Here is a 13,382-nt window from a genome sequence, read left to right on the forward strand (position 1 = left end):
TTAACCTCCTTTATTTTGTATCTTATAAAGCCTCTCATAAAGAGGCTTTACTGCTTTGTAAAGATCTTTATATAACCCAAAATACTCTCTGTATAACGAGGTATTAGAGGTATTTGGTTCAATGGTCTCATAGTCCTTAACAAATGTTTCTACTGCACTTACATCTTTCACAAGACCTACGCTTAACAAAGCAAGAAAAGCAACACCCAAAGAAGAACCAGGATTTGTTTTCACATATTTCAGTGGAAGACCTATAGCATCTGAAGTAATTTGTCTTAGAAGTGGATTTTTTGCGCCACCGTCTGAAATAAATACTCTTTTAACATCAAGTCCTATTTCATTTAATACATCTATATGGTGCATAAAGCCATAAACAATACTTTCAAGAATTGACCTGAATATATCACCTCTTCCGTGGAATAGTTGGAGCCCAAAGATAACTCCCCTTGCCTTTGCATCAAAGATGGGAGTTTTTTCTCCAAGGAAATAAGGAAGGATTATTATTCCGTTTGCACCGATTGAGCTTTTATAAGCCTCATCTGTTATCTTATCAAAGTCATTTTCGCCTATTACATTCATATACCATTTAATAACAGAACCACTGGAAGCCATACATCCATTTAAGACATATTTTCCTTCTACATCGTGAAAGTCAATAAAAAGTCTCTTATCAATACGCAAAGAATCCGAAACAAACATTATATCTCCTGCACCACCAAATTTTAGAAGAAGGTCTCCTTCATTTATGAGTCCAACTCCAAGCGTTGAAGCAATATGATCAGCTGAGCCACCAATAACAGGCACACCACTGTTAAATCCAGTAAGGGCTTCAATTTCCTTAGAAACATATCCAACAACTTCCTTTGGATTAACTACTTGTGGCAAAATTGACTTAACGATTTCAACTTTTGAAAGAATCTCTTCGTCGAATTTATTCTCCTTTATATTAAACAATCCGCTTTCAAGTGCCCAGTTTAATTCAACGTGAGGATTCCCTGTTAATTTTGTTGACACAAAATCATACGAGCCCATAATGTATTTTGTCTTTGATATCACATCGGGTTCATGTTTTTTAAGCCACAACCACTTTGGAAAGATAACCTGCTGATTTATAGTGTTTCCAGTTTTATTAAAATACCAATCTTCGTCAATAGCAGTCTTAAAATACTCAATTTCTTCCACGGCACGCGCATCATTTTGTTGAATTGAGTATCTTAAAGGTTTTAGGTTTTCATCTACGGGTATGAGTGTTGGGACCATTCCTGTGATTCCAATTGACGCAATTCTTTTATCGAGACCCATTTTATAAACTTCAGAAAGAATCCTTAGTGTATTTTCAAAAAATGCATCTGCGTCCATTTCTGCAAAGTTTGGCGCAGTGCTTATTAGATTCTGACTTATGGATTTTTCAAAATAAATTTTTCCAGAACTATCTATTACGATAGCTTTAAGGGCTGTTGTTCCAAGATCAATACCAAGAGCAAGATCTCTCATCTTAATTTATTTACCTTCTCCATAAATCTTTTTACTCTTTCAGGGTCAATTGGGTTAAATGTAAATCCATCCTTTTTTAAAGATGTGCCAACAATTGCACCGTCTGCAACACTTAAAAGTTCTTCTACATTGTTTTCATTCACACCCGTGTTGACAAAAACAGGGACATTAACATTTTTTTTAACATTCTCTATCATTTCTTTAGTGGGTGCTTTTCCAGTCATTGGCCCGGAAACAAGTATAACATCTGCAAGAGAAGAAAAAGCAACGCTTTTTGCAATCTCTTCTAAGGGCCTTCTATCAAGCGAGTATGCAAATTCTGCTGAAATATTAAAGAAAACTTTAATATCTTTTGCATCAAGAAGTTTTTTGTATCTGTATACCTCGCCAACATTCGTATTCCATAAACCCATATCCGATACATATACACCTGTAAGAATTTCTCGCACGAAACTTGCTTTCGTTGCCTTTGCAAGGGAAATTGCAGCAAATGGATCCCAAAGCACATCAATTCCAAAAGGAACTTTCACAAGAGAGGAAACCTTACCAATAACATAACCCATTGTTGCAACTGTTGCATAGTTTGCTTCGAGTTTGTAGGGACGATCATTTTCATTACAAAACATTATTGCATCAATACCACCCTCCTGAAGATTAATAACATCTGCTTCAATTCGTGAATAAATATAGTCAATTCCAAGAGAGTCATCGTAAAGCGGTGAAGAAGGAAGCGGCGGGAAATGCACCATTCCTATTATTGTTTTACTTTTTCCGAACATCTCAAGCCTCCTTTGTTAATTGTTGTAAAACATTTTACATAAATTTGTTAAATTTGTCAATAGTTAACAACGAATAATTTTGAAGGAAATTTAACGAAACTACGAAAGTAAGATTAAAAAAACATTTTTTCAGTTTCTCTAACAATCTCTTTTTCTTGGAGGTGCTTGACATGATTCCAATTTTTGCTATATTTCACACTAATATGAGAAAGATACCAAGATGTATGAGCACGCAACATCCTGATAATGTTTCGATACCATTCTTTGCAAAAAATCCCGAATTGGATGGCGAAGACGAGGTAATGGAAGCATTCTATGTATTTTCTCATCTTGGAGCAGACGAACAGATGTGGGACTACGAGGGAAAAGAAGGCGATGATTATGTTGTTAAAAAACTTCTATCAAAATACAAATACTTCTTTAAGGAAAATAGACTTGGAAAGGATATTTTCTTAACATTACGAATTCCAAATCCTGAATTTGAAGTCGTTGAAGCAAAAATTCTTCTTGAAACACTTGAAAGTATCCCGCGTTCTTTTGATACAGCATACACCGTTTTTAAAGACGAAATCTCGCCGATTTTTGAAGTAATACTACCAATGACAACATCTGCAAAAAGTCTTGAAAGAGTTTATAGATACTATACAGACTTCGTTGTAGGAAAAGAGGAAAAACCAATCTTTGATAGCGATATAAAGGTTAAAGATTGGGTAAATGAATTCAAGCCAAAGAAAATTTATGTAATCCCACTTTTTGAAGATTTTGAACATATAGTAAATGCCGATTCAATTGTTGAAGAATATGTGAAGGAAAAAGATTTTGAATACTTGAGAGTTTTCCTTGCTCGTTCGGACCCTGCAATGAACTACGGGCTTATAAGTGCTGTACTCATCGTAAAACTTGCACTCTACAAATTGTGGAAGCTTTCTAATAGGATTGGCCTTCCAATTTATCCAATTGTTGGTGTAGGCTCGGCTCCATTTAGAGGAAACCTTAAGCCAAATAACGTCTTAAAAATAGCAAATGAATATAGAAGCGTTCATACATACACGGTACAATCATCTTTTAAATACGATTATCCTGTTAATGAAGTTGTTGAAGGTTTAAAACAACTAAAAGGGATACTCCCTACAAACCCAAAAGAAATTGATGAAAAATTCGTTCTTGATTTCTTTAAGCGCGGTTCCTTAACATATTTCTTGCATGTCGAAAATCTTGAGCCTGTTATAAACAAAGTTGCAAAGCATATTCCTTCAAGAAGAAAAAGAAAACTACATGTAGGTCTATTCGGATATTCAAGAGACAATGCAAAACTAAAACTTCCAAGAGCAATAGCATTTACAGGAAGCCTTTATTCAATTGGCGTTCCACCTGAAATTCTCGACCTTATTGCAATTGAAAAGGATGATTACTTTAAAATTAAGTCTCTCTACGAGAATTTTGAGAGTGATTTAAAAGATGCTTTGAAATTTGCAAATGTTGATTCTCCATTCTTTCCAAAAGAGGTTTTAAGAAAATTAGAAGAGTTTGGGATATCTTTTGAGGTTAATGAAGAGCATAAAGAACTTACAAAAGCAATATACTCAACGGTGCTTGACCTTAAAAATTACAACCTTGACGAACTTATCTTAAGAGCATCCTTAATTCGCAAATTTATAGGGTAATTATTTTAATCTTTCCAGTTTTTTCTTTAAAATTCTGAGCTCTTCTTCTTTTTTCTTGTTTCCCGTTTCCTTTAAGAGTTTTTCAAGATATTGAATTCGTGCTTTAATTTTGTTAATCTCTTTTTGCTTTTGAGCATCAACTTTTTTGTCTTTTGTCTTAGGATTTTGAATGCCTTCAATAAGCGTGCTATTTTCAAGTGTTAGAACCTTTTGAGAAATGTTTTTTATAAGATATCTGTCGTGGCTTACAAGAAGAATTGTCCCTTTGTAATTTTTAAGTGCCTCAATAAGCGCTTCGGTTGTTTCAATATCAAGATGATTTGTTGGCTCATCAAGGACAAGGAAATTCGAACTTACGAGATTCAATTTTGCTAAAAGCAATCTTCTTTTTTCGCCGCCACTTAATTCCGATACTTTTTTGAAAACATCTTCGCCTGTAAAATCAAACTCCGATAGGTAGTTTCGCGCAACGCTTACCTCAAGCCCTTCTTTTAGCATCAAATTAAGAAGAGTGTCTTCTAAGTTTAACACAAATTCATCTTGTGGAAAGTAGCGCATTTCAACACTTGGCCCAATGTAAATTAAACCTGCATCGGGAGTTTCAGTGCCTGTAATTATTTTTAAAAGAGTTGTTTTGCCAACACCATTTTTTCCCACAATTGCAATACGCTCGCCTCTTGTTATTGAAAGATTTATATTCTTTAAGATCGTTTTCCCATTGTATGATTTTGAAACACTTTTCAGTTCAAGCACTTTGAAGGAGCCAATATCACCACTTTCAATATTTATCTTTATTTCTTTTTGCGATTTTTCCTCTGGAACAATAATCTTTTCAATCATCTTTTCTCTTGAAAGTGCCTGCTTTGAGCGTGTGCCATAACGAAACTTCTCTATAAACTTTCTCTGTTTATCAAGATAAAGAAGTATTTGCTTTCGCTCATTCTTTAGTGTTTCATCTTCAATTGTTTTTATCTTTATAAATTTGTCGTAATTCCCTGGATATTCTTTAATTACACCATCCTCAAGGTAAAGAATGTGCGTTGCAAGTTTGTTAATGAATGTTTTATCATGAGAAACAATGAGAAGCCCTCCTTTAAACTGTGCTAAATATTTTTCAAGCATCTCGATTGTTTCTATATCAAGGTTATTCGTAGGCTCATCAAGTATAAGAAGTTCAGGCTTTGATATAATTGCTTTAATGATGAGGCATTTTGTTCGCTCTCCACCACTCATAGCAGACATTGGCTTTGAAACGGTTTTCTCATCAAGATCAAAATCGCTAAGCATCGATAGGATTTCACTTCGGTAAGTATATCCACCGAGGTGCTCATACTCCTCCATTAAGAATGAGTAATCCTCGGAGAAGTCTCCCACACTTTCAAGTTCCTCAATCATCTGTTCAATTTCTTTTATTTGGGAGACACCTTCTTCTATTACTTCCATTCCAGTTTTTTCAATTGCCTTTATCTCCTGCGGTACATACCCTATGGAATTTGGACGTTTAACAATTCCATAGTCAGGCAATTTAAGGCCAACAATAATATCAAGGAGGGTTGTTTTTCCGGATCCATTTGTACCAACGATAAATTTCTTCTCCTTATCAAGAGTTATAGAAACATCTTTCAAAATTGTTCTTCCCTGAATTGAGTAATGAATGTTTGAAACTATAAGCATATTAACCTCAATTGAATATACAATAACTATCTCAATTTTGCAACACTTAAAAGTTTGTTTGAAAAATGTTTTTTGATGCACTGTTTTGAAAATATTACCTTATATGTTATAATTCTTGCAAAATACTTTTGGGGAGGTTTAAATGGAAAATGGAAGATTAGGAGGAGTCTATGGATGTAAGAAATCTCCTCCAACAAATTTTAGCGGATTTGAGGTTTTACAGGGAAAATGATCCCTCAGTTGAATCACTGTTTGAAATTATTTTTACACCCTCTTTCAGGGGACTTTTAAACTATCGCATTTATCATGCTCTTTATAAGAGCGGTCACAAAGTCTTAGCAAAAATCCTCTACATTAGAACAAAACTCAAATACAATATGGACATACATCCTGGGGCTGTTATTGAGGCACCAATCATGATTGATCACGGGTTTTCTGTTGTTATTGGAGAAACTGCATTTGTAGGGAAAAATACAATCATATATCACGGTGTTACGCTTGGTGCAAGAAGAGTTGAGAGCGGCAAAAGACACCCAACAATAGGAAGAAACTGCCTCATTGGAAATCATGCATCAATTCTTGGAAATATTACAATTGGCGATTTTGTAAAAATTGGTGCAAATAGTGTGGTGCTGGAAGATATTCCATCTTATTCAACAGTTGTTGGTGTTAAAGCAAGAATCGTGAAAGGAGCTTCAAATGAAAAAAATGCTTGATATAATTGGAAATACTCCAATTGTTGCATTGAAAGAAAATCCAAACATATTTGTGAAACTTGAATATTTGAACCCATTTGGAAGTATTAAAGATAGACCTGCCTATTTTATGCTGAAAGATGCACTTGCCGATAGAAGGCTTTCAATTCACGATACAATTGTTGAGCCAACCTCAGGCAACACAGGTATTGCGTTAAGTGCCCTTTCAAAATTTTTCGGTATAAGCATTATTCTCACAATGCCTGATAATTTAAGCAAAGAGAGATTAACTCTTATGAAAAGTTTTGGGGCAAGGGTAGTTCTTACCGACAAATCTCTGGGAATGAATGGCGCAATAGAAGAAGCAAAAAGAATTATTGATGATGGCGTTGCAAAACTCATGCTTAATCAATTTGGAAACCCCTCAAATCCAAAAGCACATGAATTGACAACAGCATACGAGATTTTAAAAGATATGAATTTTGACATTGATGCATTTGTTGCAGGCATTGGCACAGGTGGTACAATTACAGGCGTTGGAAGAACACTTAAAAAATTTATTAAGAAGGTAAAGATTATAGGAGTTGAGCCAGAAGAATCCCCATACCTAACAAAAGGGATAAAAGGAACTCACTCAATTGAAGGCATTGGCGCAGGCTTTAAGCCAGAAATTCTTGACCTAAAAATTATTGATGAAGTCATTACAATAAAAAGTAAAGATGCAAGGGAATTTACAAATGAACTTGCTCTTAAAGAAAGTATTTTTGGAGGACCATCGACAGGCGCAAATGTGCTTGCTTCAAAAATCGTTAAGGAAAAATACGGCTTTAAAAGAGTTGTTACAATTGCACCTGACCGTGGAGAAAGATATTTTTCAGAAGATTTATTCGGTTAAGTATAATTGGATGATGAAAGTCCCACTATTCGAAATTGCAATTGACCTTGAGGGAATTTTTCTTGAAAGGCTCAACAAATTTTTAGGGGTTGTTGAGATTAATGGCGTAAGTGTTCTTGCGCATATTCACGATCCAGGAAGGCTTGAAGGCCTTTTAGAAAAAGGTAAAAAGGTGCTTCTTAAAAAGGTTATCTCCCCAAAGCGGAAAACAGAATACGAGGTAATTGCAGTTAAAATAAATGATGAAACCATTCTTGTAAACTCAAGGTACCATAATGACATTGCAGAATCACTCATACGAAATGGCATTGTTAAATTTGGAGAATCAAAAGATCTTAGGATTAAAAGAGAATTTAAATTTCAAAATAGCAGGTTTGATTTTCTTGTGGAAGGTAATTCAAAATATCTTGTTGAAGTTAAAGGATGTGTTCTTGTAAGAGATGGCATTGCACTTTTTCCTGACGCACCAACAAAAAGAGGTGCTCGACACCTTCTCGAACTTGTAGAATCAATTAGTTATGGCTTTACTCCAAAATTATTTATCCTTATTTTGAGAAATGCAAGTGCTTTTAAACCAAACGGAGAAATTGACAAAGACTTTGAAAATAACTTTTACTATGCTCTCATGCAAGGCGTTGAAGTAAAAAAATTTCTTCTTTCCTACAATGGAAGGTTTGTTTATTTTATTAAGGAACTACCGAGTGAAGAAAATTGAATTTTAGTAATTACAAATGGCCAAAAAAATAAAATGCTCAAGCAATAACTTGTTTACTAATTTGCAATAAAAATTTTCCAGAGTATTATTAATTGAAAAAAGAAATGAAAAATAGTGTTGAGTGGTATATAGGGACAAGCGGGTTCCAATTTGATGATTGGATTGGCACATTTTATCCTCCAGGGATAAGCAAAAGCAAATTATTTGATTACTACATCAAAAACTATGGGTTTAATACTGTCGAATTAAATTCAACTTTCTATGCAATTCCAGGTATTAAATCGGTTGAGCGTCTTGTAAATAAAGCACCTCATTATTTTAAATTTGCTGTAAAAGTACATGCGTCGATAACACATGAGCAAACACTTAACGATTTGTGGAAATTCCTTGAAGTTTCAAAGGTATTTATAAACGAGGGAAAATTGCTTGCGTTTCTTGCGCAATTTCCATACTCATTTAAGAATACTGAAGAAAATATCTTGTATCTATATAAATTGCATGATGCATTCACTTATTCGAATTTCCTCTTTATTGAGGTAAGGCACGATTCTTGGAATAGTTTTGCACGCACAAACAACGATTTTAATTTTGTTGTTCCTGACCTTCCAAACCTCCCCCACCTTCCAAAATTCTCAGATTGGATTGAAATTTTAAAAGGGCGAAAACAAGAAATGCTCTATGCAAGATTTCACGGAAGAAATAAAAATTGGTATGAGGCAGATGAAAAAACACGATACGACTATTTTTATTCGGATGAAGAACTAAAAGCATTTAAGGATGCAATGGAAAGCATTCCATACTCAATCAAAGCAGGGTTTTTCAATAACTGCTTCCTTGGAAAAGCAGGAAAGAATGCGTTCAGGTTCAAAGAAATGGTTGATTAAACCGTATTGACAATACCCATAAAATGATTAAAAATCTTTTTATATAAACTAAAAAGATGTCTCACATTAATAACCTTTTTTGGAGGTTTTAGGAAGTCTTGCAGGAATGATTGCAATTGCATTTTTGGTTTGATTTATATTGCTTGAACGATTACAACTGGGTTTTTGGACTATTATATGGCTTTCTTGCCGATATCTATAGCAAAAAAGCAACACTAATTTTTTCAGCAATACTTCTCCCAATAAGTGCAATTCTTATTTACGCTTCAAATAATCTATTTGTACTTTTTATTGGGGCAATGCTTGGTATCAGAAACAAGTTCAACATCAAGTAGAAGAGTGGAAGCGGTATTATTGCTTCCTTTGCGATGCTTGTTGTAAAGTATCTTTATTTATATACCTCTCTCGATGTCTACGCCGAGAGTCATGGTGCTCTCAGTGCAATAGTCGGCGATGACCTATCTTGTTGAACTGATGAAGTGGGAAGGGCACTTGGAGTAAATCAGGTTACAAGGCTTGCCTCATCATCGCTTGGCACATTATTTTCGGATTACTGTCTAATTTACAAGATGTAGGCTTGCCTTTCTACGCCTATGGCATTGTTATGAGCATTAATATTTTGCTTTATTACAAATTTTTCAAGGATGTAAAAGAGTAAAAACAAGGCCTTAAAAGGAAGTCAATATTATAATTATGATGAAAAAATATCCCTTCCTTTCGTAAGGAGTAAGAATAGTGCAATCATTATAATGAAAATCGCAAAAACAAAATTGGCCTTAACGCTAATTGCAGAGACTATCAATGCACCCAAAAACGGCGCATAAATACCACGCACTCCACAGGTAAAAAGGTGCAAAGAAGACAAGTCTTCGGTTCTGTAATCTGGATAGGATATAGCAAAAGTTTGTGAGAAAAAAAGAAATTGATGACCCTCCCATGCCGCAAAAAAATATGAAATAAACAACGACTAACCCTGCAAATACCAGTGGATTTTTAGAAAAAGCAAGAAAAGCAATAAGTGATGTACCTAAGCATGATTTTTTTGTCCATGTCGATCATTTCAACATGCTTTAGTATTCGAATAGCACAATCTGTTAGCATGTCAGTCGTTATTGGTCCTGCAAATAACTTCTTCGCACACTCTTCATTCATTTTACCCTCCTTTCTATAATTTACGGAAAATTGTGGAAATTCATGTCTTTAACCCCCTGGGTTTCTAAATAAGATAAGCCCAGGGGGAATCTACTTATTATCAATACTACTTATCATAAATATCGTTTTCGACGGGCTCAGGCTTATAAGTTTGCTTGGTGACATAGTTAAGATCTTTCACGGGTTTTCCTCTCTCAATATATGAGGTTCCTTTTCGATTAAAGTATTCTTTAACCCAGTCTTTAGCCTTTAAATACGATACAAGGAATATGATTTGAAAAATAGGCATTGTTGCAGCGGGGATTGCAACCATTGGTGAGAATGCCATTGTTGCAATAGCAATTGCAGTGCCGTTATTCTTGCCAGTGCTCGTAAAAACAACTGCCATATTATTTAAAAAAGTAAATGGCATAAAGAACAAACACAAGTATAAGTAAAATGAGTCCTTCAAGTATGTTGGTATTCACTCTTATCGCCTCTTATTTAATCTTTTTACTTATCTCAATAAGAATTGATTTTAAATCGGCAATTTCTTTTCTTAGTGCTGCAATGTCCTTTTTCATCCTGTCAACTTCTGTGGATAAATCTCCTTCAGAAACTTCTTCATTTTCTTCTTGGGGGTATTCTTCCTCACTTGTTGTAATTTTTACTTCTCCATGAAGGTACTCCTCAAGGACATCTTTTACCTTTCCGTAAGCACCAACAACAGGGGTTATTCCATAATCTTTGAAGAATGTCTGTGCCTTTGGTCCCATCCTGCCTACAATAATTACATCAACACCTTTCTGCCTCATGAAATTTGGTAAATCATAAGCGTTGTGCTCATTCGCAAATGGGTTTGGAATAGATTCCACATTCTTCACGACACTATCAACTACATCAATAATCACGTAATATGGACATTGCCCAAAGTGATAACTCATCGTACTATCAAGTCCTTTTGCTTCATCGCTTGTAAAGCAAATTCTCATTTTTTTACCTCCTTAAGAAATTTTTTAAACAATTTTTTTGAAAAATCTCCCCTGGCACCTCAGAAGATGCCAGGGGTCTTTCTATCACTTCAAAAGCTTTGTAAGTAAATCGTTAATGTAAGAGATTCTGTTTTCAAGTTCACGTTTTTCAAAATTAAGATCAGGATCATCTGGATGTACTGCAAGTTCTTTAGAAACATACTCTAACTTGAGTTCAAGCTCTTTCTTTGCAAATTCAAGGCGCTCTTTGTCATCAATGTGATAGGGTCCAAAACCGTAACCAAATCCTCTGTGCCACTTGTGGAAAGGTGCAAAACCTTTGAAACATCCCAGGCCATAACCAAATCTTCTGTAAGGATAGAACATTTTAATTCACCTCCTCTCTTAAAAATTCTTAAAATTTATCAACAAACTTTCCTCTCATCTATCTTATCACAATACCTATATATTTTTTACATATAGATTATATATGCATTTTTATTTTTGTCAAGGGGGTATGTGAAAGTTTTTAAAAAATCTATAACAAGTAGTTTAAATTAGAAACAATCTATATTTTGGGATATAATTATAAGGAGGCATATAATGGAAAACATACAACAAATTGCATTTGGGCCAGTACCTTCAAGAAGACTTGGAAGAAGCCTCGGAGTAAATAACATCCCGGGGAAGATTTGCTCATACTCGTGCGTCTATTGTCAAATTGGTAGAAATTTCAAGATGACAACAACACGACAGGCGTTTTACGATCCGGAGATTGTTTTTAAAACCGTAAAAACAAAGGTTCAAGACGTTTTATCAAGAGGAGAGAAAATTGACTATATAACTTTTGTTCCAGATGGTGAGCCAACACTCGACAAAAATTTAGGGAAAGAGGTAAACCTCATCAAAACTCTTGGCATTAGAGTTGCAATCATCACAAATTCAAGTTTGATTTATGATCCAACAGTACAAAATGACCTTCTGAATTTTGATCTTGTTTCTTTTAAAGTAGATGCAATATCGGAAGAGATTTTTAGAAAAATAAATAGACCCTTTAAGGGAATTGAATTGGAAAAAATACTTGAGGGAATAAAAACTTTTAGCGAATCCTTCAAAGGCACTCTTATAACCGAAACGATGATTATAAGCGATATTGATTATGGCGATGAATTTGATCGCCTTGCAAATTATTTGTCAACTATTAAAAATCTTAACAAAGCATATATCTCAATTCCAACACGTCCGCCTCAAGAAAGTTGGGTAAAGGTGCCAACAGAAGAAACCTTGAATGTTGCATTTGCGGTTTTTGAAAGCAAATTAAACGGAAGAGTTGAACACCTTATAGGATACGAAGGAAACGAGTTTGCATCTTCAGGAAACCTTGAAAGTGATATCCTCAGTATCACAGCAGTACACCCCATGAGAGAAGAGGCAGCGCTTAAACTTATCAAGAAAGATAGGGGAAGTTTTGAAGTAATTGAAAGACTTATTAAAAAAGGACTCATTAAGAGAATTGAGTATCAAGGGCACAGATACTACTTAAGAAAACTTTAGACTATTCTTCCTATCGCATAGCCTTCGGAAACCGCATCAATAATTTTCCCCGTTTTTACAACATCTCCTATCAAATAGGTTTCGTGTTTATTTCGTATCGTTTCATACAATTTATGATCACTAATACTTCCAAAGGCAATAACAAAGTAATCCATCTCCACAGATTGCCCATCACCAAAAATCACGGCATCTTCTTTTATTTCTCTAACAGGGGCATTAACAAAATATCTTACTTTGTGCTCTGAAAGTTCTCTTAAAAGATAGTTTCTGCTTAGTGTTTACATTCCTGTTGCAATCTCGGGAAGCATTTCAAGAATTGTAACTTCATTCCCATAAGATGCAAGATAAAGAGCAGTTTCACAGCCAACAAGTCCCCCCACCGCCTACAACTACCTTCTTATTCTCGATTTTAATTGAACCACTCAAAACATCGTTATACTTAATGCAATTTTTGTTTCTAATGTCGTTTATAAGTAGATAACGCATAATTAATTACCTCCTGTCAAGTACTCTTCCGTGCTTTCGATTAATTTCCTTATAAAATCATTCGAAATAAAATATCTAACGAATTGACCTTCTTTTCTCTTTCGTGCAATGCCAGAATCTATGAGAATCTGTAATTGTTGAGATACTGCTAGCTCTCTTATATTAAGTGCTTTGACAATTTTATTCACACACATTTCACCTTTATCCATGAGAAGTATTATCATCTTTAGACGAGTTGGATCCAATAGACCTTTGAAGAATCTCGATAATTTCTCAATATCAATTTTCTCAACCACTTTCGTCTCCGTGATTATATAAGCATATTTGAATATGTCCAAATGTTGTAGTGGTGATTTTGTTTTTGAAATCCACGATGTTAGAGAAGAAATTAAAAGGAGAATCGCAAGTCTCCCTTTAAATGATTGAAAGGAGATGTACCC

17 protein-coding genes are annotated in these 13,382 nt (G+C 34.6%); 7 read left to right on the forward strand and 10 right to left on the reverse strand.

Features of this window, described 5'->3' with window-relative positions; translation table 11 throughout:
- Both CSE_RS06785 and CSE_RS06790 read right to left on the reverse strand, forming a co-directional pair.
- Window positions 1-1,494 carry an FGGY-family carbohydrate kinase gene (locus CSE_RS06785; protein WP_014453899.1) on the reverse strand — a complete coding sequence of 498 codons (1,494 nt, stop codon included), beginning with the start codon at window positions 1,492-1,494 and terminating at the stop codon, window positions 1-3.
- Window positions 1,491-2,273 carry a BtpA/SgcQ family protein gene (locus tag CSE_RS06790; RefSeq protein WP_014453900.1) on the reverse strand — a complete coding sequence of 261 codons (783 nt, stop codon included), beginning with the start codon at window positions 2,271-2,273 and terminating at the stop codon, window positions 1,491-1,493. The genes CSE_RS06785 and CSE_RS06790 overlap by 4 nt, the downstream gene beginning before the upstream one ends.
- 170 nt (window positions 2,274-2,443) lie before the next feature.
- On the opposite strand from CSE_RS06790, the gene ppcA reads away from it, so the two are divergent.
- Window positions 2,444-3,937: a phosphoenolpyruvate carboxylase gene (gene ppcA, locus CSE_RS06795; RefSeq protein ID WP_197535270.1), complete on the forward strand. Its 1,494-nt coding sequence runs from the start codon at window positions 2,444-2,446 to the stop codon at window positions 3,935-3,937.
- Here ppcA and CSE_RS06800 read toward each other — a convergent pair whose 3' ends face one another.
- Window positions 3,938-5,611, reverse strand: a complete 1,674-nt coding sequence (locus tag CSE_RS06800) for an ABC-F family ATP-binding cassette domain-containing protein (protein WP_014453902.1) — start codon at window positions 5,609-5,611, stop codon at window positions 3,938-3,940. It lies immediately after the preceding gene.
- Window positions 5,612-5,781: 170 nt separating this feature from the next.
- Between CSE_RS06800 and epsC the strand changes: the two genes are divergently transcribed.
- From epsC to CSE_RS06825, 5 genes are all read left to right on the forward strand, one after another.
- Complete coding sequence (epsC, locus tag CSE_RS06805; RefSeq protein WP_014453904.1) at window positions 5,782-6,327, forward strand: serine O-acetyltransferase EpsC; 546 nt, start codon at window positions 5,782-5,784, stop codon at window positions 6,325-6,327.
- Window positions 6,311-7,201 carry a PLP-dependent cysteine synthase family protein gene (locus CSE_RS06810; protein ID WP_014453905.1) on the forward strand — a complete coding sequence of 297 codons (891 nt, stop codon included), beginning with the start codon at window positions 6,311-6,313 and terminating at the stop codon, window positions 7,199-7,201. Before epsC ends, CSE_RS06810 begins: the two co-directional genes overlap by 17 nt.
- Before the next feature lie 10 nt (window positions 7,202-7,211).
- Complete coding sequence (sfsA, locus tag CSE_RS06815) at window positions 7,212-7,916, forward strand: DNA/RNA nuclease SfsA (protein WP_014453906.1); 705 nt, start codon at window positions 7,212-7,214, stop codon at window positions 7,914-7,916.
- Between the two features lie 104 nt (window positions 7,917-8,020).
- Window positions 8,021-8,800: a DUF72 domain-containing protein gene (locus CSE_RS06820; RefSeq protein ID WP_014453907.1), complete on the forward strand. Its 780-nt coding sequence runs from the start codon at window positions 8,021-8,023 to the stop codon at window positions 8,798-8,800.
- Between the two features lie 143 nt (window positions 8,801-8,943).
- The gene (locus tag CSE_RS06825; RefSeq protein WP_014453908.1) at window positions 8,944-9,135 is read left to right on the forward strand and encodes a hypothetical protein; all 192 of its coding nucleotides are present in this window, start codon (window positions 8,944-8,946) and stop codon (window positions 9,133-9,135) included.
- Window positions 9,136-10,058: 923 nt separating this feature from the next.
- Here CSE_RS06825 and CSE_RS06835 read toward each other — a convergent pair.
- The 3 genes from CSE_RS06835 to CSE_RS06845 all read right to left on the reverse strand — a co-directional run bounded on the left by CSE_RS06835 (window position 10,059) and on the right by CSE_RS06845 (window position 11,289).
- Entirely contained in the window at window positions 10,059-10,364 is a 306-nt protein-coding gene (locus tag CSE_RS06835; protein ID WP_014453911.1) for a hypothetical protein, read from the reverse strand.
- A 67-nt stretch (window positions 10,365-10,431) separates the two neighbouring features.
- Entirely contained in the window at window positions 10,432-10,923 is a 492-nt protein-coding gene (locus tag CSE_RS06840; RefSeq protein WP_014453912.1) for a NifB/NifX family molybdenum-iron cluster-binding protein, read from the reverse strand.
- A gap of 84 nt (window positions 10,924-11,007) precedes the next feature.
- Complete coding sequence (locus CSE_RS06845) at window positions 11,008-11,289, reverse strand: DUF5320 domain-containing protein (RefSeq protein WP_014453913.1); 282 nt, start codon at window positions 11,287-11,289, stop codon at window positions 11,008-11,010.
- 216 nt (window positions 11,290-11,505) lie between these two features.
- Between CSE_RS06845 and CSE_RS06850 the strand changes: the two genes are divergently transcribed.
- Window positions 11,506-12,456, forward strand: a complete 951-nt coding sequence (locus CSE_RS06850; protein WP_014453914.1) for a radical SAM protein — start codon at window positions 11,506-11,508, stop codon at window positions 12,454-12,456.
- Here the strand turns inward: CSE_RS06850 and CSE_RS06855 are convergent.
- The 4 genes from CSE_RS06855 to CSE_RS06860 all read right to left on the reverse strand — a co-directional run bounded on the left by CSE_RS06855 (window position 12,453) and on the right by CSE_RS06860 (window position 13,238).
- Window positions 12,453-12,611, reverse strand: coding sequence for a hypothetical protein (locus CSE_RS06855; RefSeq protein WP_231837263.1), 159 nt, complete (start codon window positions 12,609-12,611; stop codon window positions 12,453-12,455). The genes CSE_RS06850 and CSE_RS06855 overlap by 4 nt on opposite strands.
- Before the next feature lie 123 nt (window positions 12,612-12,734).
- On the reverse strand, window positions 12,735-12,836 hold the full coding sequence (locus tag CSE_RS08325) for an NAD-binding protein (protein ID WP_014453916.1): 102 nt from the start codon (window positions 12,834-12,836) through the stop codon (window positions 12,735-12,737).
- Complete coding sequence (locus CSE_RS08600; protein ID WP_014453917.1) at window positions 12,814-12,942, reverse strand: hypothetical protein; 129 nt, start codon at window positions 12,940-12,942, stop codon at window positions 12,814-12,816. The genes CSE_RS08325 and CSE_RS08600 overlap by 23 nt, the downstream gene beginning before the upstream one ends.
- Before the next feature lie 2 nt (window positions 12,943-12,944).
- Window positions 12,945-13,238 carry an ArsR/SmtB family transcription factor gene (locus tag CSE_RS06860; RefSeq protein ID WP_014453918.1) on the reverse strand — a complete coding sequence of 98 codons (294 nt, stop codon included), beginning with the start codon at window positions 13,236-13,238 and terminating at the stop codon, window positions 12,945-12,947.
- Window positions 13,239-13,382 lie beyond the last annotated feature (144 nt).

This window comes from Caldisericum exile AZM16c01 (genome assembly GCF_000284335.1).
Lineage (GTDB): Bacteria > Caldisericota > Caldisericia > Caldisericales > Caldisericaceae > Caldisericum > Caldisericum exile.